At 64.5% G+C, this 21,613-nt stretch carries 22 protein-coding genes; 8 read left to right on the top strand and 14 right to left on the bottom strand.

Annotation, left to right across the window (positions count from 1 at the left end; genetic code table 11):
- Window positions 1-693 (bottom strand): SDR family oxidoreductase, encoded by a 693-nt coding sequence (locus tag G6N68_RS29070; protein ID WP_163719585.1) that lies wholly within the window; start codon window positions 691-693, stop codon window positions 1-3.
- Window positions 694-778: 85 nt separating this feature from the next.
- On the opposite strand from G6N68_RS29070, the gene G6N68_RS29065 reads away from it, so the two are divergent.
- A complete protein-coding gene (locus G6N68_RS29065) occupies window positions 779-1,375 on the top strand; it encodes a CGNR zinc finger domain-containing protein (RefSeq protein WP_240355980.1) in 597 nt (198 codons plus the stop codon).
- Window positions 1,376-1,388: 13 nt separating this feature from the next.
- Here the strand turns inward: G6N68_RS29065 and G6N68_RS29060 are convergent, their stop codons facing one another.
- The 5 genes from G6N68_RS29060 to G6N68_RS29040 all read right to left on the bottom strand — a co-directional run bounded on the left by G6N68_RS29060 (window position 1,389) and on the right by G6N68_RS29040 (window position 4,473).
- Complete coding sequence (locus G6N68_RS29060; protein ID WP_163719583.1) at window positions 1,389-1,553, bottom strand: hypothetical protein; 165 nt, start codon at window positions 1,551-1,553, stop codon at window positions 1,389-1,391.
- 182 nt (window positions 1,554-1,735) lie between these two features.
- Window positions 1,736-2,221, bottom strand: a complete 486-nt coding sequence (locus tag G6N68_RS29055; protein ID WP_240355978.1) for a winged helix-turn-helix transcriptional regulator — start codon at window positions 2,219-2,221, stop codon at window positions 1,736-1,738.
- A 4-nt stretch (window positions 2,222-2,225) separates the two neighbouring features.
- The gene (locus tag G6N68_RS29050) at window positions 2,226-2,741 is read right to left on the bottom strand and encodes a PaaI family thioesterase (protein WP_163719581.1); all 516 of its coding nucleotides are present in this window, start codon (window positions 2,739-2,741) and stop codon (window positions 2,226-2,228) included.
- Between the two features lie 53 nt (window positions 2,742-2,794).
- Window positions 2,795-3,574, bottom strand: coding sequence for a DUF2127 domain-containing protein (locus G6N68_RS29045; RefSeq protein WP_163719579.1), 780 nt, complete (start codon window positions 3,572-3,574; stop codon window positions 2,795-2,797).
- A 305-nt stretch (window positions 3,575-3,879) separates the two neighbouring features.
- Window positions 3,880-4,473 carry a class I SAM-dependent methyltransferase gene (locus G6N68_RS29040; protein ID WP_240356035.1) on the bottom strand — a complete coding sequence of 198 codons (594 nt, stop codon included), beginning with the start codon at window positions 4,471-4,473 and terminating at the stop codon, window positions 3,880-3,882.
- Between the two features lie 163 nt (window positions 4,474-4,636).
- Here G6N68_RS29040 and G6N68_RS29035 point away from each other — a divergent pair, with 163 nt between their 5' ends.
- Window positions 4,637-5,455 carry an SDR family oxidoreductase gene (locus G6N68_RS29035; RefSeq protein WP_163719576.1) on the top strand — a complete coding sequence of 273 codons (819 nt, stop codon included), beginning with the start codon at window positions 4,637-4,639 and terminating at the stop codon, window positions 5,453-5,455.
- Here G6N68_RS29035 and G6N68_RS29030 read toward each other — a convergent pair.
- The 6 genes from G6N68_RS29030 to G6N68_RS29005 form a co-directional block, all read right to left on the bottom strand.
- Window positions 5,443-7,188: a SulP family inorganic anion transporter gene (locus tag G6N68_RS29030; RefSeq protein ID WP_163719574.1), complete on the bottom strand. Its 1,746-nt coding sequence runs from the start codon at window positions 7,186-7,188 to the stop codon at window positions 5,443-5,445. The two genes, G6N68_RS29035 and G6N68_RS29030, sit on opposite strands and share 13 nt — an antisense overlap.
- 15 nt (window positions 7,189-7,203) lie before the next feature.
- Entirely contained in the window at window positions 7,204-8,274 is a 1,071-nt protein-coding gene (locus G6N68_RS29025) for a sulfate ABC transporter substrate-binding protein (RefSeq protein ID WP_240355976.1), read from the bottom strand.
- Between the two features lie 247 nt (window positions 8,275-8,521).
- Window positions 8,522-10,387: a PE family protein gene (locus tag G6N68_RS29020; RefSeq protein ID WP_163719572.1), complete on the bottom strand. Its 1,866-nt coding sequence runs from the start codon at window positions 10,385-10,387 to the stop codon at window positions 8,522-8,524.
- A gap of 148 nt (window positions 10,388-10,535) precedes the next feature.
- Window positions 10,536-12,089: a flavin-containing monooxygenase gene (locus G6N68_RS29015; RefSeq protein ID WP_163719571.1), complete on the bottom strand. Its 1,554-nt coding sequence runs from the start codon at window positions 12,087-12,089 to the stop codon at window positions 10,536-10,538.
- On the bottom strand, window positions 12,086-13,885 hold the full coding sequence (locus G6N68_RS29010; RefSeq protein ID WP_163719570.1) for a flavin-containing monooxygenase: 1,800 nt from the start codon (window positions 13,883-13,885) through the stop codon (window positions 12,086-12,088). The genes G6N68_RS29015 and G6N68_RS29010 overlap by 4 nt, the downstream gene beginning before the upstream one ends.
- Window positions 13,886-13,965: 80 nt before the next feature.
- Complete coding sequence (locus G6N68_RS29005; RefSeq protein WP_163719569.1) at window positions 13,966-14,601, bottom strand: TetR/AcrR family transcriptional regulator; 636 nt, start codon at window positions 14,599-14,601, stop codon at window positions 13,966-13,968.
- A 94-nt stretch (window positions 14,602-14,695) separates the two neighbouring features.
- Between G6N68_RS29005 and G6N68_RS29000 the strand changes: the two genes are divergently transcribed.
- From G6N68_RS29000 to G6N68_RS28990, 3 genes are all read left to right on the top strand, one after another.
- Window positions 14,696-15,346 (top strand): TetR/AcrR family transcriptional regulator, encoded by a 651-nt coding sequence (locus tag G6N68_RS29000; RefSeq protein WP_240355974.1) that lies wholly within the window; start codon window positions 14,696-14,698, stop codon window positions 15,344-15,346.
- Between the two features lie 12 nt (window positions 15,347-15,358).
- Window positions 15,359-16,351: an LLM class flavin-dependent oxidoreductase gene (locus G6N68_RS28995; RefSeq protein ID WP_163719568.1), complete on the top strand. Its 993-nt coding sequence runs from the start codon at window positions 15,359-15,361 to the stop codon at window positions 16,349-16,351.
- Window positions 16,352-16,424: 73 nt separating this feature from the next.
- On the top strand, window positions 16,425-17,168 hold the full coding sequence (locus G6N68_RS28990; RefSeq protein ID WP_163719567.1) for a cutinase family protein: 744 nt from the start codon (window positions 16,425-16,427) through the stop codon (window positions 17,166-17,168).
- 18 nt (window positions 17,169-17,186) lie between these two features.
- On the opposite strand, the gene G6N68_RS28985 is transcribed toward G6N68_RS28990, so the two are convergent.
- Window positions 17,187-17,855, bottom strand: coding sequence for a TetR/AcrR family transcriptional regulator (locus G6N68_RS28985; RefSeq protein ID WP_371871757.1), 669 nt, complete (start codon window positions 17,853-17,855; stop codon window positions 17,187-17,189).
- Window positions 17,856-17,923: 68 nt separating this feature from the next.
- On the opposite strand from G6N68_RS28985, the gene G6N68_RS28980 reads away from it, so the two are divergent.
- Together G6N68_RS28980 and G6N68_RS28975 are read left to right on the top strand one after the other, a co-directional pair.
- On the top strand, window positions 17,924-18,478 hold the full coding sequence (locus tag G6N68_RS28980) for a pyridoxamine 5'-phosphate oxidase family protein (RefSeq protein WP_163719566.1): 555 nt from the start codon (window positions 17,924-17,926) through the stop codon (window positions 18,476-18,478).
- Between the two features lie 339 nt (window positions 18,479-18,817).
- On the top strand, window positions 18,818-19,633 hold the full coding sequence (locus tag G6N68_RS28975; RefSeq protein WP_163720036.1) for a polysaccharide deacetylase family protein: 816 nt from the start codon (window positions 18,818-18,820) through the stop codon (window positions 19,631-19,633).
- A gap of 7 nt (window positions 19,634-19,640) precedes the next feature.
- Here G6N68_RS28975 and G6N68_RS28970 read toward each other — a convergent pair whose 3' ends face one another.
- Window positions 19,641-20,600: an alpha/beta fold hydrolase gene (locus tag G6N68_RS28970; RefSeq protein WP_163719565.1), complete on the bottom strand. Its 960-nt coding sequence runs from the start codon at window positions 20,598-20,600 to the stop codon at window positions 19,641-19,643.
- A 237-nt stretch (window positions 20,601-20,837) separates the two neighbouring features.
- Between G6N68_RS28970 and G6N68_RS28965 the strand changes: the two genes are divergently transcribed.
- The gene (locus G6N68_RS28965) at window positions 20,838-21,605 is read left to right on the top strand and encodes an HD domain-containing protein (RefSeq protein ID WP_163719564.1); all 768 of its coding nucleotides are present in this window, start codon (window positions 20,838-20,840) and stop codon (window positions 21,603-21,605) included.
- Window positions 21,606-21,613: the final 8 nt, after the last annotated feature.

Below are 21,613 nucleotides of genomic sequence, written 5' to 3'. Positions count from 1 at the left end.
TCAACTCGCTCGCAGCGCTTCGACCGGTCCCGACAGGTTGGCCTTGACCTGCCGGGTGAGGTCGTCGGCGAGCACCTCGGCATCGCCACGTTCCACAGCGTCCACGATCTGCTTCGCCACGTCGCGCGGGTCGTTCTTGGGCACATCGAAAGAGGAGACCATATCTGTATCTGTGTAGCCCAAATGCACTCCGGTCACCAGGGTGCCCTGCGGTGCGAGTTCGATACGCAGTGAGTTGGTCGCGGACCAGATGGCCGCCTTGGAATCACCATAGGCACCGAAGCCTGCCAGCCACGACAACACGGAATGAATGTCGACCAACGCCCCGCCACCGTTGCGGGCCAGAATGGGCGCGAAAGCTTGGGCGACGCGCAACGCACCAAAGTAGTTGGTGTCAAACACCGTTCGAATTTCGTCGATGTCGCTGGTAAGCAGTTTCGGCGCGCCGAAAGTTCCCGCATTGTTGACCACGACGTTGGCGTCGGACGCGGTATCAGCCAGCGCCGCAACCGATTCAGGGTCGGTGACATCCAGCGCTACGCTGACCACCCGCGGGTCGTCACTCGGCCGGGGTGCCCGAGCCGTGGCGTACACCTTGGCCACACCGCGCTGCAACAACTCGTCCACGATGGCTTTGCCAAGCCCTCGCTGCCCGCCGGTGACCACGACCGTCGATCCTTGGATGCTGACCATAGTGCACGCTCCTTGACTGAGGTAAAAATATTTTGATTCTGTCAGCGTAGTTGACCGTTGCGACATAGGCAAGTATTCTTTGCCTATGTCAGTCACGTGGTTTGCGTCACAGCGGTACCGGCTGGCGCCGGCACCCGGCGGCTTGGGACTGGTTCAGGACTTCCTCAACACCGTCGGCATCGGGGACTACGGCCCGGATCTACTGGCGGACCCTGAAATGGCGCGCGACTGGGCCGTGCGGGCGGCGCACGCCTGGTCGACGGTCCGCGGAGTCGACGCCCAACCACCCCCGCTGAGCGATTCGGACACCGCCAAGCTGCACGCCTTGCGCGGCACGATCGCCAAGCTGGTGGCCGGCGAGGCGACGCCCGGGCGCGTCGGGTCCGTTACGGCGTCTTTCGCGGTCGCGGACACCGGCGACGTACGGCTTGAACCCGCAGGTGGCGGCTGGCGTTGGTTCGCTTCCGCGTTATGGGCAGAGATATTGCTCAGCCAGCAGGACGGCACCTGGCGGCGGATCAAGCGTTGCCACAACCACGCCTGCGCGTCGACTTTCTACGACCGCTCCAAGAACAACAGCGGCGTCTGGCACGACGTCAAGACCTGCGGAAACGTCGCAAACTTGCGCGCATCCCGGGCACGTCGCCGCGAGCGCGAGGAAGCAAAAAACAGCGATATCTAGCGCGTGGAGTCGCTCAGCAGCGCTCCGCGCCTCGCCGCATGATCTTGAGTTCGGTGCCGATCTTGCGCTGACGAATCCGCCAGCGGGAGCGCCGCGGGTCACACGCCCGCGCCTTGATGGGCGTGACCGGGGCGAAGTCGGCACTTCGGTTCTCTGGCCGCGTTTGTGCTGTCGTCACGATCGTTGGTCCTCCGTCAGTTTGGCGAACGTAGATCGCCTACTTGAACTTAACCCTGGATTGTTGACCAAAACGACAATTAGGTTAACGAAACAATAACGGCCACTGTGGGTTCGGTCACATTACACGATGTCCGCCTTGCGACATCACAAAATTCGGCGTTTAAGACGACGTATGTTGGCTCAGCGCTTGGTAATTCGAGCCGTCGTCTCGGACAGAGCGACATCGTGACCCGCCGCACATCGGACTCGTAATTCGACGGGTTCTCCGCATCCTTCATGAACCAATTCCATTGCACTGGAATCGCCTTGCAACATCCTGCCGAACTCGATCAGGCTGACCAAGACCGGAAACAGCTCACGGCCCCGCTCGGTGAGCACGTACTCGTAGCGGGTGCGCTGCCCCGGCTGCCGGTACGGCTGTTTGGCCAACAGCCCCGCCTCAACGAGCTGGCGTAGCCGTTTCGCGGCGATCTGTTCGGTTACCCCGGCACGGCGTGCCAACTCGTCGAAACGCCTTCCACCCCAAAAGGCTTCACGGAGCAGCACCATGGCCGAATGCGTGCCGATGAGCTCCAGTGCGCGTTCCATCGGACACCAATCCGCAGCCGTCCACCGGTCCCGATCAGCGAGCGGGCCCGACAACTTCATCGCGTCGGAACTGGTCATGTCATCAGGGCCGGAAGAGGAGACAATTGCTGGTCGCGCTAGCCAGCAACTTTCCATTGCCGTCGGTCAGCACCGCCTCGGCGAGGGCAGTGCGTCGACCCAGGTGCTTGACGGTTCCGGTGCAGGTGACGGGCCCGGTGTTGACGCTGATGGCGCCGATGAAACGAACCTCCAGATCGAGGCTGGTGTATCCGACTCCGGCCGGCAACATGCTGTGCACTGCGCAGGCCGCCGCCGAGTCCAGCAGTGTCGCGTACACACCACCGTGAACGGATCCGATCGGGTTGTAGTGCGACTCGGCCGGCGTCAGGGTGAATACCGCCCGACCCGACGCGACGGACTCCAACCGGGCGCCCAACGTCTGCATGATCGGTGGCGGCGGAAGCTCCCCGTCGACCATCGCCTGCAGGAACTCCAACCCAATGCGACTGCGGGCCGCACTGGCCGTGATAGCCGGGTCCGCCCACTCGATAACACGGGTCCGGTCCGTTGTTGGTGCCTCGAAGACTGTGTCGGTCATGCCACGAGTGTTGCCCGCTGACTAAACTTTGGTCAAGCCAGCTTGGGTGTTGCCTACCTCACGTCGACTTCCATCGCGGCTCGTTCGAGATCGAGCAACTGCTCGCCGTGCAATTCCTCGTCGTAGGCCTTGCGCCCGCCGCGCAGACCGAACAGCCGTTTCGAGATCAGCAGGTAGATCACGGCTGCGATGTTGATGGTCAGGGTCGCCACCCTGGTGACCGTGATGCCCTTGGTCAGGTCGTGTATCTCCAGTGGCAGGAAGATCGAAGTGGCCACCACCGCGAGGTACTCCCCCCACCGTTTCAGCATCCACAGGCCGACACCTTCGATCACCTGCAGTAGCGCGTAGGCGGCAAGCATGGCGGTGATCAAGGCCAGCGTCGACGGTTTGGCGGCCAGCGCCTTTTCCAGGTGATGTATCGCCGACATCTGATCCACTTTGAAGCCGGCCGCGCGAAAGATCGGCAGGTCACGCTCCAGGGTGGCCTGGATGGAGCCGCGCGCACCGCGGAACTCCCACACCGCCCAGGCGGCGAGGGCCAGAACCAAGGCCCGCAGCAGTCGCTCGACGCCAAGAGCGCGAATGATGATCGCCTGCCGCAGTGCCTTGCCGCGCATGATCAGTGGCGCGTCCTCCGGCCGCCCGCTGCCATGGGGTTCGCCGAGTGCGAAGTCACCGCAGCGCAGGCAGCGCCACACCTCACCGAGCTTCGTCTCCGCCCTGAGTCGTTCGGCGAGGGCCTCGTCGACGGGCGCATAAGTGGCATGCCCGCTGATCGCGCAAGTGATCAGCTCCCAACGGTTGGTACCGCGATTATCCCGCTTACCCACGTGCGCTCCTTCGCTGTCAGGATGCGCCGATCATTCTTTCAGGACCGGAGCTACCTGCGGGGACCTTACGCTTTCGGACTAGGCGGCACCCACTGCGCTCTCCGCTGCCACGACAACGGAGACCAGGTATTCCCCGCTCCTCTAGTGCCGCAATGTCATTGGGACGGCATCCCCTGCCTAGCCGGCAGCTGCGCGTCGTCACCAACGACGTTTCGTTGAGATGCCATGGCAATCCCGGGGATCCGGACTCCGCCGTTCTGTATGTCGGAGGCGGTTCGCACCGCGTGCCAGTCTGTCGCCCGCGGCTAGGCGGGCGCACGCCAGGTGATCAGGACACGTCCGTAGCGCAGCCTGCGCACGCGGGCCCCTGGAAGCACGGCGCCGACATTCTCGCGTAGCTGAGCAAGGGTGTCCGGCGGTGGCCACTTGATCGGAGCCGTGTGCTCCCACTTGCCCTTGATGCGGTTGATGACCGCGCAACGCACCGCCGTCGTCAGGTGCCACAGGCCGTGCCGCAACGAGAATCTCACGAAAGTCACCACGGCCAAGGTCCCTCCTGGGACCACCAGCCCCGCAAGTCTTTCCAGGGCGGCACGGGTGTCCTCGACGTGATGCAACGCGGCGTTGGATACCACCGCGTCGAACTGCGCATGGGGCAGTGACGCCGTCATGACATCCCCGTGCACCCAGCGGACAGGTCTTTCAGCGAACCGGTCCTGCGCGCGTTGCAGGACCGGCGCGTCGACGTCGACCGCCGTGACATCCGGGACGCGCTGAGCCAATCGGGCCGCTAAGAAGCCGTCGCCACACCCCGCGTCAAGAACGCGCCTGGCATCGCACGGCACCTGGGCATCCAGCAGACCGTCGTAATGGATGTTGATGTTCCAGGGTCGTTCCACTCCACCGGTCATATCATGCTCACCTCATGGCGGGATTCGCCTGCAGGAATTGCGGAGAAAGCCCGCGGTAAGGGCCCGGGTATCGCGGTTATCGCGACCGCTACCGTACAAGGGCGGAAGCGCTTGGTTTCGAGGGACATATCGCGTTGGCGAAAGGCGTGGCATGACAGATGTGTTGGCGGTCATCGGCGTAGGGGGTATGGGCCAGTCGATAGCCCGACGGCTGGGCTCCGGCAAGACCGTGCTGCTGGCCGACTACAACGAAGAGACGTTGAACTCCGTCGCCTCATCGCTGTCTGCGGACGGCTATCGAGTGGAGAGCCGCCACGTCGATGTCTCGTCGGCGGAATCGGTGGGCGGCCTTGCCGAATATGCTGCGTCGCTCGGCAATGTCGCACAGGTGGCACACACCGCCGGGCTGTCGCCGGCACAGGCATCGGCCGACGCGATCCTGGCCGTCGATCTGGTCGGCGTCGCCCTTGTCTTGCAAGCATTCGGCGATGTCGTCGCTACCGGCGGAGCGGGTGTCGTGATCGCCAGCATGGCCGGGCATCTGGTTCAACCGCTGACAACCGAGCAAACGCATGCCCTGGCCCACAACCCGGCCGATGAGCTGCTCGAGCTGGAGTTCCTTAGCCCGTATCGGGACGCAGGTCCGGGAATCGCATACGCAATAGCCAAACAAGCCAACCTCGTTCGTGTTCACGCCGCGAGCGCCCAGTGGGGAAAACGTGGAGCCCGGATCAATTCGATCAGCCCCGGGATCATCTCGACGCCAATGGGGCAGCAGGAGTTGAACTCACCGGTTGGGGACGGCATGCGGGCAATGATTGCCATGTCGGCGACCGGCCGGATCGGAACCCCTGACGACATCGCCGCCGCCGCCGCATTTCTGCTGGGCCCCGATGCCACCTTCATTACCGGAACAGACCTGCTGGTTGACGGGGGCGTCGTGGCGGCCGCCAAGGCTCAGACGAGATAGTAGAGATCCGGATCCTCCGGGGGTCCGGTCGCTGCCTTGCGGTGCGCGTACCGGACTGCCTTGAGCGTGGCGGAGAATTCCTTGTCCTCTTCGGGAAACAGTTGCTCGGCCGGAAACCACTTTTGCAGCCCGACGTTCTTGAAAGCTGTCAGCAAGTCGGGACGCACCCCGGCCAACAGGACCGTCACGTCACGGTCGGTCAGCTCGCGCAGAAAGTGCTCGATGCGCTCGATGCACACAACGTCGGGATGACGCACCCGCTTCAGCCGCAAGATCACGGTCTTGCCTTGGTCATCTGTCTCGATTCGACGCCTCAGGTCCGCCAGGTAGCGCTCCAATGCCGGCGCCGCACCGAAGAACAGCTCGCCCTCCAAGTCGTAGATGACGGCGGTCGGATCCGCATCGTCGCCCGGGAGGCGTTCGCGGACAACACGTTCGGGAGCCACGATGAGCTCGGTGGCCCTCAAGTTCGCCGCACGAGGGACGAAGAGCGCAATCGACAGGACGACACCGAGCAGCACCGCCTTTTCGAGGTCGATGGCGACCCCGGTGAGTGCCGTCGCGATCACCAGCCCTGCGTCATACCTCGACGCTCGGACCGTGTAGAACAGCCGCTTGAGATCAACCAATCGCGCCGCGGTCACCAGGAGCAACCCGGCCAGCGCCGGTTGCGGCACGTAGTGCAGTATCGGTGCAAACACCAACAGGGCCACGGCGACCGTTACGGCCGAGACGATTCCGGAGAACCTTGAGGCCGCACCGGACTGGAAGTTGATCGCCGATCGGGTCAGCGACCCGGACCCGGGCAGGCTCTGAAAGAAGCCGCCGCCGAGATTGGCCAGACCCTCGGCCATGATCTGACGGTTGTAGTCGATCTTCTGCTGGGTTTGGTGCGCAATGGCTTTGGCGATCGACAGCGCCTCGATGATGCCGACGAATGCAATTGCGAATGCGCTCGTTGTCAGGTGGGGCAGCCAGCTAGCGTGAATCTCCGGAATGTGCGGGCTTGGCAGGCTCCGTGGAACTTTCGCGGCGACGGCGACGGCGGTGTGACCACCAGGGCCCGAAATCGACCATCCCGCGAGATAGGCGATCAGCCCGGTGATGATCAGCACCACAAGCATGTCGATCTGCGGCAGCCCATAGCGCTGCACAATCTTTCGCAACAAAATGGCCAGTATCACCGCCGAAATGCTCAGTACCACTGCGCGATAGTTGACCTTGTCACCGTGGAACAGCGTGACGTACACCCGCCACAGCACATGCATGTGACCGTTGCCTTTGTCCTTGACCCCCAGCGCATTACCCAACTGGCCAAGCGCAAGCAGAAGGGCCGCGGCCGCCATGAAACCGATGATCACGGATTCCGAGATGTAGCGCGTCAGGTTGCCGAGCTTGAACACGGCGATGATGATCTGGAGCGCGCCGACCAGGATCGCCAGCAGGAAGAGAGCCTCGAACAGTTCTTGGGTGTTCTCTGGATCCAGGAAGGCGAGCGCGGTGAAGACCAGCAGTGAGATGGCGCTGGTCGGGCCGTTGATCAAGTGTGACGACGACCCGAAAATCGCGGCGAGAGCGGTCACGACGATCGCCGAATAAACGCCGAACCGCGGGTCGACACCGGCGATCAGCGCATAGGCGATCGCTTGCGGAAACGAGATGGCAGCGACGGTAAGTCCGGCGACGACATCGGCTCTGCCTTTGATCCAGTCGTAGTCAAATATGCGGCCCAAGGGTTCGGTCTTCCGTTATGGCGCTGATGCCGCGGCGACCGGTGGCGCCGACACGGTGTCGTAGATTCCGTTGTCGCCGAAGAACTTCTGTCGCGCATCGGCCCAATCGCTGGCCACCGCGGTGATCGGGAACAACTCCAAGGCCGGTAGCCGGTCGCCGTACTTGGCCAGAATCTTCGGCTTGATCGGCCGATAACCATTGCGCGCCATAGTTTCTTGTGCATCGTCAGTGAACAGGTAGTCGAGAAAGGCCTTGGTGTGGGCCGCTGTCGCGGGATCCTTGACATTGGCATCGACCCAGGCCACCGCCGGCTCGGCCCGGATACTCACCGGGGGATAGATGATCTCGTATTCGTTCGGGTTATCCCGGGCCACGCGCAGGGCTTCGCTTTCCCACGTCAGCAGCACATCGCCGATCCTCTGCACGGTGAAACTCGTACTCGCGCCGCGCGCTCCTGCGTCGGCGGCCACGACGTGTCGCAACAGTGACCTCAGGTATGCCGCCGCTTGGTTGGAGTCGCCGCCGCGAGTGGTGACACTGCCCCAGGCGGCGAGGATGCTCAATTGTCCGTTGCCAGACGCGCGTGGATTCGGTGAGACAACAGCGACGTCGTCCCTGATCAGATCGGGCCAGTCGTGGATGCCCTTGGGATTGCCCTTGCGGCCCAAGAACACGATGGTCGAGGTGTACGGCACCGAATTGTTCGGTAACCGCCGTTGCCAATCGGGCGCGATGAGGCCGCGTTTACGCAATGCGTCGATGTCGCCGATCAACGCCAGCGACACCACATTGGCCCGTTGCGAACCCTCGATGACGCTGGCCGCCTGCCGGCCCGATCCGCCGTGCGACTGCTTGATGGTCAGGGTGGTTCCGGTTTGCGTGCGATACCGCGCGGTGAAAGCCGCATCGAGTTCGGCATACAGCTCGCGGGTCGGATCGTAGGAGACGTTGAGGATCTGATTGGGCCGGTCGTCGGGCAGGTTCCTGATCACGATCGCAGTTGCGGCGACGATGATCGCGACGAGTCCGAGGACGTTGAGCCAGGGAATGCGGCGGGGAATGCGCAGACGCAAGCGAGAGAGCACGCGTCCACCCACCACGATCTCCCTTGACAACTGTGTTGCTCGTCTAGTCAATGCGCAATCTGCCGATGTTAGCGGCGAGCCCGCCGCCGGGCAGCGCTGAGAATCAACCTGAAGATAAGTCGGACGGCGGCAACACCGGCATGGATGAAGCGACTACCGGCGGCACCGGCGGACTGGCGCTCAGTCAGAATGGGCCGAGCGGATTGCCCTAGCCGCCCACACGGTTAGGGCAATCCGGTCATCGACATCACTTGACGTTGAACTCGTGCAGGGTTTGGTTCGACTTCTCACTGACCGTGACATAGCCGCGCCCGTCGTTGTGGAAGGCGATCGCCTCGCCTTGTGACTCACTGACGTCCGGGGCGTAGACGGGATGCTGGCTGAACGGCGACCAGGCGCTACTCTCGGGCGCGCGGTTCCACAGCAGGACATCGTCATAGGTACGTACGGCCAGTTGCGAACCATCCGGCGAGAAGTCGGCCGCCGTGACCCTCTGTGAGTCAGCGTCCGACAAGTCCAGCGTGGCAACTTGTGTCAACGTTTCGACACTGCTGCTGCCCCACTTGCTCGCGGACACCGAGTAGACGCGGGAGACATCGTCACCGGTCTTCTCGATGGTGAGGATGTCGCCGGTCTTCGGGTCCACCAGCAGCGCCTCGGAGTTGATCTTGGCGCCACCCTGATACGTCAGACGCAGCTTCTCCACCCCGCTGAGCGTGCCGTTCGTCGGCTTGCTCGCGGTGCCCGTCACGATGGGTTCGGGGACTCGGTAAACGACGACCTCGCTGCGGGAGTAGCCGTTGTCGCCGATATCGCCGATGTAGATGTAGGACTTGCCGTCAGGTCCGGCGGCGACCGCGATGTCTTCCCAGTCTTTGGCCGATGCGCCACTGAGCTTGTACGTGGCCAGCGTGTCGCCCGTCTTGGCGTCGATGGCGAAGATGCGCGCCGAATCGCCCGAATCATTGTGCACCCAATAGACATTCGGGTTTCTGATGCCGGCGTCGATGCCCGAGATCTCGTCCAGGGAACTATTGGTTATCTTGCCGCCACTCGAGGATCTGACGTCACCGTCACGGGCCGCGTCGGTGACGTTCGGTCCGGGATCTGGATCCGGGCCCGGATCGGGACCAGGACCAGGCTCGGGCTCCGGCTCCGGCTCAGGCTCAGGGCCAGGACCGGGATCAGGACCAGGCTCGGGCTCCGGCTCAGGACCGGGCTCGGGCTCCGGCTCAGGACTAGGGCCAGGCCGGGGCTCGGGCTGGGGACCAGGATCGGGTCCAGGATCGGGTTCTGGCTCGGCGATTCGCGTGCCTAGTGCGCCGTCCGCGCCGGCCTTTCCGGAAAGTTCGCCGCCCGCACCGCCCTTGCCCCCGGCGCCAGGGTCGGCGCCCAAGCCACCCGCCCCGCCGGCTCCGCCCGCGCCTCCGTCGCCGAACAGCCCGGCATTACCGCCGGTTCCACCGGCGCCGCCGACGCTGCCGACCAAGGCCGTCCCGCCGGCCCCGCCTGCGCCCCCGTTGCCCGATAACCACCCGCCAGTACCACCCTGACCACCGGCAGGAGCAACCGTCGAACCCGCCAGCGCCGCCCCGCCTTGCCCGCCGGCGCCACCATTGCCGATCAGCCCGGCACTACCGCCGTTGCCGCCGGCCTGGCCGGGCGCGCCCGAACCACCCCTGCCGCCATTGCCGTACAAAAAGCCGCCGTGACCGCCGCTTTGGCCGGTGCCGGGTGCGCCATCGACGCCGTCGCCGATCAGCGGACGGCCAACGAGTGCCTGGGTGGGCGCGTTGACGACGTCGAGCACCACCTGCTCCAGTGGCTTGGCGTTGGCTAATTCGGCGGCCGCGTACGCCTCCGCGCTGGCGGTCAATGTTCGTACCAGCTGCTCATGGAACGTCCCGACCTGAACGCTCACCGCCTGATAATCCCTGCCCCACCCGGAGAACAGCGCCGCTATCGCCGCGGACACCTCGTCCTGCGCGGCGGCCAGCAACGATGTCGTTTGAACGGCGGCCGCCCCGTTCGCCGCACCTAACGCCGAGTTGATACCTCCCCAGTTCCCCGCCGCCGCCGACAACAATTCCGGCACTGCCACCACATACGACATCGCTGCTCCCGGTCCAGATCATGTAATCAATCGCTTGATAGTATGTTCCACACCGGGCGTGCGTAAGGCTTTCGGCAAACCTAATCAATCGTTTGATCGTATGTTTCTCAGCAGCACCTCCCACTCCCCGGGCGGGTGCCGACGCGCCTTACTTCTGCGCTAGGGCGGGGCTTCTGCGGTTGCTCGGCGAAAAGGTAAGGGCGCGGTGCGACCAGTCGCGCGGGCGTAGCCGCCACGTGCGCCGCGCGTATTCCAACTCCGTATATGGCCACTGGGTCACCACGCGACCGCTCGGCGAACGGAAGTAGCTGTCGCAGCGTGTCCAGATACTGCGTTCCAGGTCGGCCGATAGTTCGTCGTTGAAGCGTCGCTCGGCCTCGGGTCGCACATCGACGTATCCGCCGCGGCGCGCGAGCCGAGTGACCGCGCTGGCCACCAGCCGCGCCCCGGCCTCAAGGATGTAGACAATCGAATTGCCGCCCTGATTGGTGTTGGGGCCGTACAGCATGAAGAAGTTCGGGAACCCGCTGATGGCCACGCCCAGGTAGGCGCTGGGATCGGTGCCCCAGCGCTCATGCAGGCTTTGGCCATCGTTGCCCACGAGCTCGATGCCCGAAAGGTAGCTCGACGTTTCGAACCCGGTGGCCAGCACGAGCGCGTCAACCTCGACGGCCTCACCCGCGGCAGTGATGACCGAAGTCTCCGAGACCCGTTCGATCGGTTCGGTGACCAACTCGGCATTCTCTTGCTGCAACGCGCGGTAATAATCGTCGCCCAGCAACACCCGCTTGCAGCGGAACGGATAGCCCGGTGTCAGGGCGGCCCGCAGTTGCTCGTCGGGCACGGTGCGCTCCAGAAAGGATGTCGCGATCGTCGACCGCGCGGCCACCACCGGATCGTCGGCCATTGTTGCGGTGTTGTCGTGCTGGAATTTCCAGATCTGCCAACGGGTTCGGCGCACCGCCAGTGGGTCGCGCCGGAAGCGCGCCAATTCCGCTGCGGTGTACGGGCGGTCATCCTTGGGAACCATCCAGGGCGGATTGCGCTGAAACACCGTCAAGCGACTTGCAACCCTGGCCAATTCGGGGATGACCTGCACGCCACTGGCGCCAGTACCGATCACCGCCACCCGCTTGCCGGTCAGGTCGACACCGTGATCCCACTGTGCGGTGTGCATGAGGACGCCGTTGAAGTTTGAAAGACCGGCGATGTCAGGTAGCTTCACCGATCCGAACAGACCGACCGCGCTGACCACCACGTCGGCGGTCAGATCCGAGGACCGCCCGCCGCTGTCGAGCCGCAAGTCCCACTGCCAGGTTTCCGAGTTCCATCGAGCGCTATGTACCCGCGTTTCCAACATCAGGTGGCGACGCAGATCGAACTCGTCAGCCACCGATTCCAGGTAGGCCAAAATCTCGGGCTGCCGTGCGTAGGTGCGGCTCCAGGATTTGTTGGGCGCGAACGAGAACGAATACAGATGGCTCTGGATGTCGCATGCGGCACCGGGATAGGTGTTTCGCCGCCAGGTACCTCCGACGCCGTCCGCGGCCTCGATGATGACCAGATCGCCGATTCCCCGGCGCCGCAACGCCACCGCCACGCCAAGCCCACCGAATCCGGCCCCGATGATCGCCACCCGCGGCGATCGGCGACGCCGAGTGGCCGCCCACAACCGCCCGATCACGTACCGCCGGCCCGTCATCCGCTGGCCTGTCCGCCGCGAATCTCTAACCCCGCCATGTCGCCGTGCGCCCGCCACGCCTCGAGGAGGTCGGCGTACTCGGTGGGCGTACCGAAGAAGAAGCTGCCCTGACGGGTCTTGGTGTCGGCCATGCCCTCCCGGTTGTAGTAGCCGGGGGTGCAGGTCTTTGCCCGGCCGGCGCTCGCTGTCGAGCGCTGTAACACCGTATCCACCCATTGAGCCTCGGCGCTCGGCGCGGCTTGCACCTCGACGACGCCATGCTCTAGCGCCCAGGCGATGATCCACGCGGTGTGGGTGGCCTGCACGTCGAGCAGGTACGGGAAGTTCACCGTCAACCCCGCCTGGGCGATGCTCTGGATGAAGCAATTCGGAAAACCGTTGGCGTGCAAGCCCTGGAAGGTACGCACACCATCGCGCCAGCGCTCGGTCAATGTCATTCCATCGCGGCCGATCAACTCGAACCCGGTGCGACGGCAGTAATCAGTGCCGACCTCGAACCCGGTCGCAAAAATCAAGCAGTCAAGCTCATACAGCACGCCGTCGACGACCACGCCAGACTCGATGATGCGCTCTACGCCGCGTCCGCGGGTGTCGACGAGCGTGACGTTGTCGCGGTTGAACGTCTGCAGATAGTCGTCGTGGAAGCATGGCCGCTTACAGAAATAGCCGTACCAGGGTTTGAGCGCCTCGGCGGTGGCGCGGTCGATCACGACGTCGTCGACGCGCGCCCGGATCTCCTCCATCTTGGCGAAATCCGCCAATTCGATGTCACGCGTGCGTTGTTCGGGGTTCACCAAACCGTCGGTGTCATGGCGCATGACGGGCAGCTTGCGGGTGATGCTCGTCCAGGCATCGGCGACCAGGTCCTTCTCCGCCTGTCCACCGGCGGTCAGGATCTGGAAGTTCTGGATGCGTTCACGCTGCCAGCCTGGCCGTAAACCGTTGGCCCACTGCTGATCCGTGGGCCCGTTGGCGCGCACATCGACTGACGACGGGGTGCGTTGGAAGACGAACAATTGTTGCGCTGCCGCCCCGAGGTGCGGCACGCATTGAATCGCCGTGGCACCCGTACCGATGATCCCGACGCGCTTATCACCAAGCTGTTCCAGATTCTCACCGGTGTAGCGGTAATCCCAGCGGCTGGTGTGGAAGCTGTGACCGCGAAACGACCGGATTCCTGGAATGCCGGGCAGTTTGGGCTTGGCCTGATAGCCGTTGGCCATGGAGACGAATCGCGCCCGCATCTCGTCGCCGTGGTTGGTTCGGATGATCCATCGTGAAGCTGCCGAATCCCAACGGATCTCGTACACATCGGTCTGCAGGCAGGCGTCCCGGTACAGGTCGTAATGCTCGGCGATGCGTTGACAGTGGGCGAAGATTTCCGCCCCCTTGGCATACTTCTCCGTCGGCAAGTATCCGAGCTCTTCCAACAGCGGCATGTACACGTAGGACTCGACGTCGCAGGCAATGCCCGGATACCGGTTCCAGTACCAGGTGCCACCCACGTCGGCCGCGCGGTCGATCAAACGCACGCTTTGCACCCCGAGTTCGCGCAGCCGCGCACCCGTCAGCAAGCCGCCGAATCCGGCCCCGATGATCGCGACGTCCACCTCGTCGGCCAGTGGGTTCCGCGTGAAAGCCGGGTCCGCCCACGGGTCCGCACCGAAGTGGGCAAATTCGCCCGCGATCTCCACGTACTGGGCGATCCCGTCGGTACGCAATCGCCGGGCTCGTTCCTCGGCATATTTCTGGCGCAGGGCGTCGACGTCCAACGCCGGGCGAACCGTCTCCGTCAAGGTCTCGACTCCACTCTCCGAGACATCGACCATATAAGTAATCGCTTGATCAATTCAAGAGGCACCGACGGGGCTTTCCGTCAGGCCGCCTCGAACAACGCGCCCCTGACCATGACCTTCGCCGCATCGAGGGCGGCGGTGTATTCCTCCGGCGGCAATGTCGCCGCCAGTTCCGTCAGGCCGAAGATGAGCGCATAGATCACCTCGACGACACCCTGTGGGTCCGTTCCCGTCCCCAACTCGCCCGCCCGGTTTGCGTCATCGACGAGCCCCTCGATGAGCTGGCGAAACGTCGTGAATCCGCTCTCCGGCCCGAGTCGCCCGACCGTGTCCGGGGCATCCAGGATCATGCCCTGGTCGGCCCGGATGGCCCACTCGAACGCGGCCAGGTCGGGATACCTGCGCACCAGGCGGCCACATTCGTCGAGCACCGCTTCGATCCGGCCGACGATGTCCCCAGGGCCTTCCGCGGCCTTCCGCAGTAGGGGCATAGCGAATTCGGCCCGGGCCGCGATCGTCGCCTTGATCAGTTCCGCCTTGTTCGGAAAGTAGTTGTAGAGGCTCGCGCTGGTCACCTTCGCCGTACGCGCGATCTCCCGGATGGTCGCCCGCGCGTAGCCGACCTCAGCCACGCATTTCATGGCCGCGAAAATGATGCGCATGCGAGTCTCCTCGCCGCTAGCGCCCACCGGGCGGCCCAGCTGGGGACGGGTCATGGTGGTCGTGTCCACCCTTTCGACGAGGGCACCGTTGTCGTCGAATATATTCGATTGATCGATTACTTCGGTTGTCCGCTGAGGGGTTTGCCAAGTGGCCGTCGCGCCATCTGAATCAGGGGCTCACCTGGGCCGACCGGTCGGCGCCAGCGGTGAGCACACCCGCCGGCGGATTCTCACGGCCGCCATGCGTTGTGTCGCGCAGGTCGGCTACACCCAGGCCACCATCCGTGAGATCGCCAAAGCTGCCGACATGACCAGCGGCAGTCTGTACCACTACTTTCCGAACAAATCGGAGCTGCTCAGAGCGACCGGCGCGGAGATCGAGGAGGTCGTTCTGCCGCGGCTTCGCGCCGCTGCGGCAAAATCCGCTGACGTCGTGGACCGGCTCGATGCGGTACTGGACGAGTCGAAGCGGTTGCGGCGCGAATTTCCCGACCTGGCGGCCTTCCTGCGTGCGGTGCGCGCCGAGAGCGCCGCCCAACTCCCCCACGGTGGCCCTCAATACCCGGGGTCCAGAGCGCTGCGCGACGTCGTCACCGAAATCATCGCCGATGCACAGGCGCAGGGGTTGCTGTCACCGGAAACTAACGCGGCCGCGACGGTGGATGCGATTTGCGCGCTGACCCGCGGCCTGTCGGAACGGGCGGCCAGTCTCTCGCCGGACGCCTATGACGCCACCCTGGACTCGGCCAAGAGTCTCATCCGGGGAACCCTGTTCGCACGCACCCGCGGCCAGGCTTGACGACCGTCAAAAATGGGCCTGCTCACCGCCTTACGGCTGAATATGACCAACATTGCCGACCCGAACGCGCGCCATGGGGACCGCTATCAGGCCGCGCTCGAGATGGCGGAGTATGCGGACCGGAGCGGCTTCACCGCCGTAAGCGCGGAGGAACACCACCTTGCGGCGACGGGATGGCTACCGTCGCCCCTGATCCTGGCCGCCGCGGTCGCCGGCAGAACCCGCAAGGTGCGAATCAGCATCAATGCCTTGATCGTTCCGCTCTACGACCCGATACGGCTTGCCGAAGATGTCGCCGTGCTGGACAACATCACCCAGGGCCGTTTCAGCTTCGTCGCCGGGATGGGCTACCGCCCCGAGGAGTACCACGCCGCCGGAAAGGACTGGTTGCGCCGCGGAGTCCTGATGGACCACTGCCTGTCAGTACTGCTCCAGGCATGGCGTGACGAACCTTTCGAATATCAGGGCAAGCGCATCGACGTAACGCCAAAGCCGCACACCCGGCCACATCCAATCGTTTTCGTCGGGGGGATGACCCCAGCGGCGGCGCGGCGGGCGGCGCGCTTCGGATTGCCCTTCTCGCCACCGATGCCAATGCCCGACTTGGTGGCGGTTTACGAGCAGGAGTTGCTCAGACACGGCAAGACCGGCTTCGCCTACTACCCCGAAAATGGCAGTACTGTCACGCTGCTGCACGCCGATCCCGACGAAGCCTGGTCTCGTTACGGCGGTTTCATCATGACTGAGGTCGCCGAATACAGTGCGTGGCGGCGCGCCGGGGTACCCCGGCCCAATGAGACGCCTGCAACATCCGTTGCCGACCTGCGCCGACTCAACAGCGTCGAGATACTTACACCGGCGCAACTAATTGACCAGATTCGCAGCGGGAGAACGGAAGTCGTGGTAAATCCGCTGGTCGGCGGGCTCCCGATCGACGACGGTTGGGCCAGTCTGCAGTTGCTGGTCGACGACGTCCTGCCGCAGGTCAACCGGGCCAGCGCTTAGCTGTATTTGAGCACGATCAGAATGTGCCAAATATGGTGGTTTTGAAACGCGTCTTGGTGGGCACAATTGCGGCATGAGTGCACGCCACGTCGTTCGATTCATAGTTCCTGCAGCGGTAGCGGCCACTTGTCTGGGCACCTCAGTCCTCAATGGATCCGCTGTCCCCACTGCCTCCGCCCAGCCGTGCCCCGACGTCGAAGTCGTATTCGCGCGCGGCACGGGCGAGGAGCCTGGACCTGGACCAACGGGTCAGGCATTCATCGATTCGCTGCGTCCGCGCATCGGCGCAAAGTCACTGGGCGTATACGCGGTCAACTACCCAGCCAGCGAGGAGTGGGCCACCGGCGTCGACGGGATTAGAGACGCGGGGGCGCACGTCGTGTCCATGGCAAGCGCCTGCCCCAAGACCAGCATGGTGCTCGGCGGGTTCTCTCAGGGCGCGGCCGTCATGGGATTCGTCACCTCGGCCGCCGTCCCGGCCGGGATCGACCCCGCAAGCGTTCCGAAGCCGCTGGATCCCGCTATCGCCGACAACATCTCGTCGGTTGTCCTGTTCGGCTTACCGAACGTGCGGGCCATGGAATTCCTCGGCCAACCACCGGTGGCCATCGGCCCCATGTACCAAGCCAAGACCATCAAGATCTGTGCCACCGATGACCCGGTGTGCTCGGAGGGGATGAACTTCGCCGCACACAACACCTACGCCGACGACGGCGCCATGATCGAGCAGGGCGCGGCGTTCGCCGCGAGTCGTCTGAACGCCGGTCCCGCTCCCGCTCCGGCACCGGCGCCGGCTGGCGCGAACTTCGGCGAATAAATCCTGGTCCGCGGATCGTCAGGAACCCATGCCTGACGATCCGCGCTCCAGCCCGGTCACGATCAGCCGTAATCCGAACGCGAACTCCTCTTCCAGAGGAACGGGTAAGTCGCCGGCCACGGCCGCCGTCGCGGGAAAGCCTGCGGGATCAAGACCGCGGAATACCGAGGCAACCTCGGAGTCGTGTCGCTCGCACGTGCGCTGGATCGCGAAACCGAGCACGTAGCGCGTCAGGGTTGCATAGACGCGAGCGGCGGTCGCGGGCGGGAAGTCGTGGTCGAGCAGGACCGACAACATAAGTTCGCGAAGGGCCGTCGCATTGGGTCCCACCGGGACATGCCCGACCAACAACGGCGCGACATTGCCGTGCCGGCTCAGGGCGTCGAACATCCGCTCCGCGAACGACGTACAGGCCTGCTGCCAGGGCAGGACGGCTACCGCGGTGGCGTCCAGATCGACCTCTCCGAGCATCCGGTCGACGACCATCGCGACCACTTCGTCGCGGCTGGCGAAATGTCGATAAAGCGTGGCCGTCCCCGATCCGAGGCGCTGCGCCAGCGATCGCATCGACAACGCGTCTGCGCCTTGCTCATCGACGAGTTCGAGGGCCGCGGCGACGATCCGGTCCGGCGGCATTGGCGGACGACCCCGGGGACGGCCGGAAGTCCGCTGGTTGACGTCGTGCATATTTATGGTCACACTGTATCCATTAATAGTTTTGGGGTCAACGCCCCTCGTCGCGAGGATGCTTCGCCATGCTGATGCCCCTGGCCGCCGAGCCGTATACCGCTCCCACCGACCGCGACATGCTCCCCTCCGAGCGTCGGGAATTCGTCCGCACCCACCGCACGTGCGTGTTCGGGTACCGCCGCCGCAACGACGGCCCGTCGATGTCCGTCGTCTACTACATCCCCACCGACGACGATGAGCTACTGGTGTCGACCATGGCCGGACGCGGCAAGGCCCGCGTAGTTCGGCGCGACGGGAAGGTCAGCCTGTGCGTTCTCGACGAGCGGTGGCCCTTCACCTACTTGCAGGTGTACGCCGATGCCACCATCGACACCGACCGCGCCCTCGCGGTCGACGTCATGATGGCGGTCGCGGGCCGGATGTCCGGGCAACCGCTCGGCGCCGAGGCCCGGCCCAGCGTCGAAGTGATGTGTGAACGCGAAAACCGCGTGGTGATCCGCTGCCGGCCCTATTCGACTTTCGCGACACCACCACGCCACCTGCACCGCAACGACGAGGTACGGGAACTCAGCCACTGGGTCTCCGGCGTGGTCGCCTGGGACGCTCCCGACCCTTCGTGAGCAAACAACGCCATAAACAGTCCGTCGAGTGACGTTTCGGTTACTTTGACGCGATCTCGCCGCCGCCCGGCCGTCGGCTCGCGGCGCGTCCTACGCCGGCGTCCGCCCTGCTCACGCTGCCGCTGGTCGCGCACCAAGGCAGGCTTCTTCCTGACTTACGTCACAAGTCGATCTCCGTTGGCAAATAGGAGGCCGACCCTCCCGCTGCGTACCCCGCAAATCGACCCTGGCGCTGGTACGGTTCGCTGCTGTGGTGACGTCGACAGTTGACCTAGGTGCCCCGCGGCCGGGTCCAACTGGGTTGTGGCCCACCGGAATGGCGGCGCAGAAATGTCAGATCTGAACCGGCGCCGTTTCCTAGGGTCGCTCGCAGCCAGCACAGTGCTGGCGGTGGGAGCGGCCCGGTGCATCGTCGACCCACAATCCCGGACTTTCGCCCAGACGCCGACACCCAACCCCGGCGAATCGCTATTCGCGGGGCGGTCCACCGGGGGCTTGCTGCCACCGCCACCGCCGACCTCGCGCATCCGACTGCCCGGCGGTGGGGCACTGAGCCAGCTCCCCGGGAACGGCGACCTGCTCGCGCTGACCGTGGACGACGGCGTGAGCAGCGAAGTCGTCGGCGCCTACACCCAATTCGCCAAGGACACCGGCATCCGCCTGACCTTCTTCGTCAACGGGGTCTACGACTCCTGGACCGAAAACGTCGCGGCGCTACGTCCGCTGGTCGAGTCCGGCCAGATCCAGTTGGGCAACCACACCTGGTCCCACCCGGATCTGACGACGCTTCCGAAAAGTGAGATCGCCCAACAACTTAAGCGAAACGACGACTTCCTCAAGAAGACCTATGGCAGCGGCGCGAAACCCTATTGGCGACCCCCGTATGCGAAGCGCAATGCCGAGGTTGACGCTGTCGCGGCAGAATTCGGCTACACCGTCCCGGTGTTGTGGTCGGGATCGCTATCGGATTCGACGCTGATCACCGAGGAATACATCATCGAGATGGCCGACCAATTCTTCACCCCGCAGGCCATCGTGATCGGACACCTCAATCACAAGCCCGTCACCCATGTGTATCCGCAACTGGTCGAGATCATCCGCGAGCGGAACCTTCGCACCGTCACGCTCAACGACGTATTTCTCAAGACCCCTTAGTCCGGCCTCATCGGTTGCCGGCGGCGCGGCGCAGCAACAGCTCGACACCGGCCACGACCAGATCAGGTTGATGAATCTGGACATAGTGATCGCTGCCGGCCGCGACGACCTGCGGTGTTTGTGGGCGGAGCGCCACAAGCTCTGATTGGCCTTGCAGCCAAGCCTGTTCCAGCTTCGCGGAAAACTCCGCCTTCTCGGGCGGCACGGACGACGGAGGCACGAATGGGTCGCCCTTGGTCAGCACCATGATCGGAACGTCAGGCAACGCGGGAGCGGTGGCCACTTGGCCGACGCTCTGCTCGATGTCGATCATTTCGAACGAGGCGGTGTCTTTGAGCTGCGGCGACGGAGTATCGAGCGACTCCTTGTAGGTGGGCCATTGGGCGCCCATCAGCGCCGGCATCTCGACGGAGAACGCGTCGACGAAAAGGATGGCACGTACCTCGTTGGGGTGGGTCTGAGCGTAGAGCCGGGCAAACACGCCTCCCAGCGAATGCCCGACCAGAACATAAGGGCCTGGGATGTGGGCGGCTTCGAGCAGATTGTGGAGGTCGTTCACCACGTCGCGGGCGGTACGCGGCATCGCGGCGGGTGTGCTGCGGTCGCTGATGCTGGGCGGATCTGAGTGTCGCACCGTGCCGGGCCGGTCGTACGCGCAGACCCGATGACCGCCGGCAAGGGCAGCGAGCACAGCGGGACCGACGGCGGGCGCGGCAGCGTCGGACTGGACCCAGGGATCGGACGAGTCGTGGTAGCCGGATTCCAGCACGATCGTCGGGCCCCCCTGGCCGCGGCATTCGAGGTAGAGGTGGCGGCCGTCGCCGATGTCCACGGGACCGGCAAAGTCACCCGCCGCGCCTGGCCCTGACGGATCGCCATTTTGCCGCTCACTAGGACCGCAACCGACCGGGGCCAATATGACGGCTACGGCGAGGAGGAACCGGCAACTGACTAACGCTGCGCGCATCGCGTCATTGTGCACTGCTTCTACCCTGCGATCCAGGACGCGGCTGCAGGTCCAGTCGAGTGGCTGTTACGCGTTCGGAGTACCGCACCGCTCGGAGCCGAGCGCGGCGGTGTGTGCAAATCATCACTGCTCGTGCAGATCTCGACCGACGCACACCGTCAGCTCGTCATGTCGGCGTGGTGCGGCACGGCGTTCGCCGATCAGGCAACACGCACACAGGGCCGTAAGATCTGGTTGATGAGCACGCCCGATTTCAATCGGCTGGGCGGTCTGGCTTGGGTGGAGCGGAGCGGTGGCCAGTTGTCCCGCGCTGAGCGACGCCGACTGGTGGCGGCAATTGCCTTGGGACAGTGGCAAAATGCCGTCGGCAGAGTCAGACTCGCGCTCGGCCGCATTCCGGCCGCAGCCGCACGCATCGACTTGGACACGTTCCGGGTGCCGGATTCGAAGTTCGCGCGGGAGGCCGAGCAGGCCTGCGCGGAACTGCCGGACGTCGTTGTGGGCCACTCCTACCGCACCTGGATGTTCGGACGTGCCCTTGCCGCCGTCGACGGAAACGAGTTGGACGACGAGCTCTTCTATTGCGGCGCACTGCTGCACGACCATGGCATCGTCGCCCCAACGCCGAACCGCGATTTCACGCTGGCCAGCGTCGAGCGCATGCGCACCTGCGCGCAGGCCGCACAGCTACCCGAAGACCGAAGGGAACTGCTTGCCGACGGCATCTGTGTGCACCTGACGCCGGGCGTCACGGTGGAGGCCGACGGCGCGCTGGGGTGCTACGTGCAGTGGGGCGCGATGGTCGATATCGCCGGCTTGCGGATCTGGGACATCACCCCAGGCAATGTCGAAGAGACGTTGCGCCGTTATCCCCGAGGTGATTTGAAAAGTCAACTCCTTGACATGGTGCGGGCCGAGGCCGCGGCGGTGCCGAAAGGGCGATTCAGCCTGTTGATGCGCTGCGGCTTTCCGCTGGCGGTGCGCATGGCCCCATTCGACTCGTGATCACTGTG

Source organism: Mycobacterium bourgelatii (assembly GCF_010723575.1).
Classification (GTDB): domain Bacteria; phylum Actinomycetota; class Actinomycetes; order Mycobacteriales; family Mycobacteriaceae; genus Mycobacterium; species Mycobacterium bourgelatii.
Note: the sequence above shows the minus strand (reverse complement) of the source record. Positions and strands in the feature narration are given on the sequence as shown.

Excerpts from the sequence above, each read along its gene's own strand:
- G6N68_RS28990 (WP_163719567.1), top strand. The coding sequence starts at position 16,425 with ATGAGTGCACGCCACGTCGTTCGATTCATAGTTCCTGCAGCGGTAGCG.
- G6N68_RS28970 (WP_163719565.1), bottom strand. The coding sequence starts at position 20,600 with ATGCGCGCAGCGTTAGTCAGTTGCCGGTTCCTCCTCGCCGTAGCCGTC.
- G6N68_RS29055 (WP_240355978.1), bottom strand. The coding sequence starts at position 2,221 with ATGACCAGTTCCGACGCGATGAAGTTGTCGGGCCCGCTCGCTGATCGG.
- G6N68_RS29065 (WP_240355980.1), top strand. The coding sequence starts at position 779 with ATGTCAGTCACGTGGTTTGCGTCACAGCGGTACCGGCTGGCGCCGGCA.
- G6N68_RS29005 (WP_163719569.1), bottom strand. The coding sequence starts at position 14,601 with ATGACCCGTCCCCAGCTGGGCCGCCCGGTGGGCGCTAGCGGCGAGGAG.
- G6N68_RS29070 (WP_163719585.1), bottom strand. The coding sequence starts at position 693 with ATGGTCAGCATCCAAGGATCGACGGTCGTGGTCACCGGCGGGCAGCGA.
- G6N68_RS29015 (WP_163719571.1), bottom strand. The coding sequence starts at position 12,089 with ATGACGGGCCGGCGGTACGTGATCGGGCGGTTGTGGGCGGCCACTCGG.
- G6N68_RS28965 (WP_163719564.1), top strand. The coding sequence starts at position 20,838 with ATGAGCACGCCCGATTTCAATCGGCTGGGCGGTCTGGCTTGGGTGGAG.
- G6N68_RS29050 (WP_163719581.1), bottom strand. The coding sequence starts at position 2,741 with ATGACCGACACAGTCTTCGAGGCACCAACAACGGACCGGACCCGTGTT.
- G6N68_RS28980 (WP_163719566.1), top strand. The coding sequence starts at position 17,924 with ATGCTGATGCCCCTGGCCGCCGAGCCGTATACCGCTCCCACCGACCGC.
- G6N68_RS28995 (WP_163719568.1), top strand. The coding sequence starts at position 15,359 with ATGGGCCTGCTCACCGCCTTACGGCTGAATATGACCAACATTGCCGAC.
- G6N68_RS29035 (WP_163719576.1), top strand. The coding sequence starts at position 4,637 with ATGACAGATGTGTTGGCGGTCATCGGCGTAGGGGGTATGGGCCAGTCG.
- G6N68_RS28985 (WP_371871757.1), bottom strand. The coding sequence starts at position 17,855 with ATGCACGACGTCAACCAGCGGACTTCCGGCCGTCCCCGGGGTCGTCCG.
- G6N68_RS29020 (WP_163719572.1), bottom strand. The coding sequence starts at position 10,387 with ATGTCGTATGTGGTGGCAGTGCCGGAATTGTTGTCGGCGGCGGCGGGG.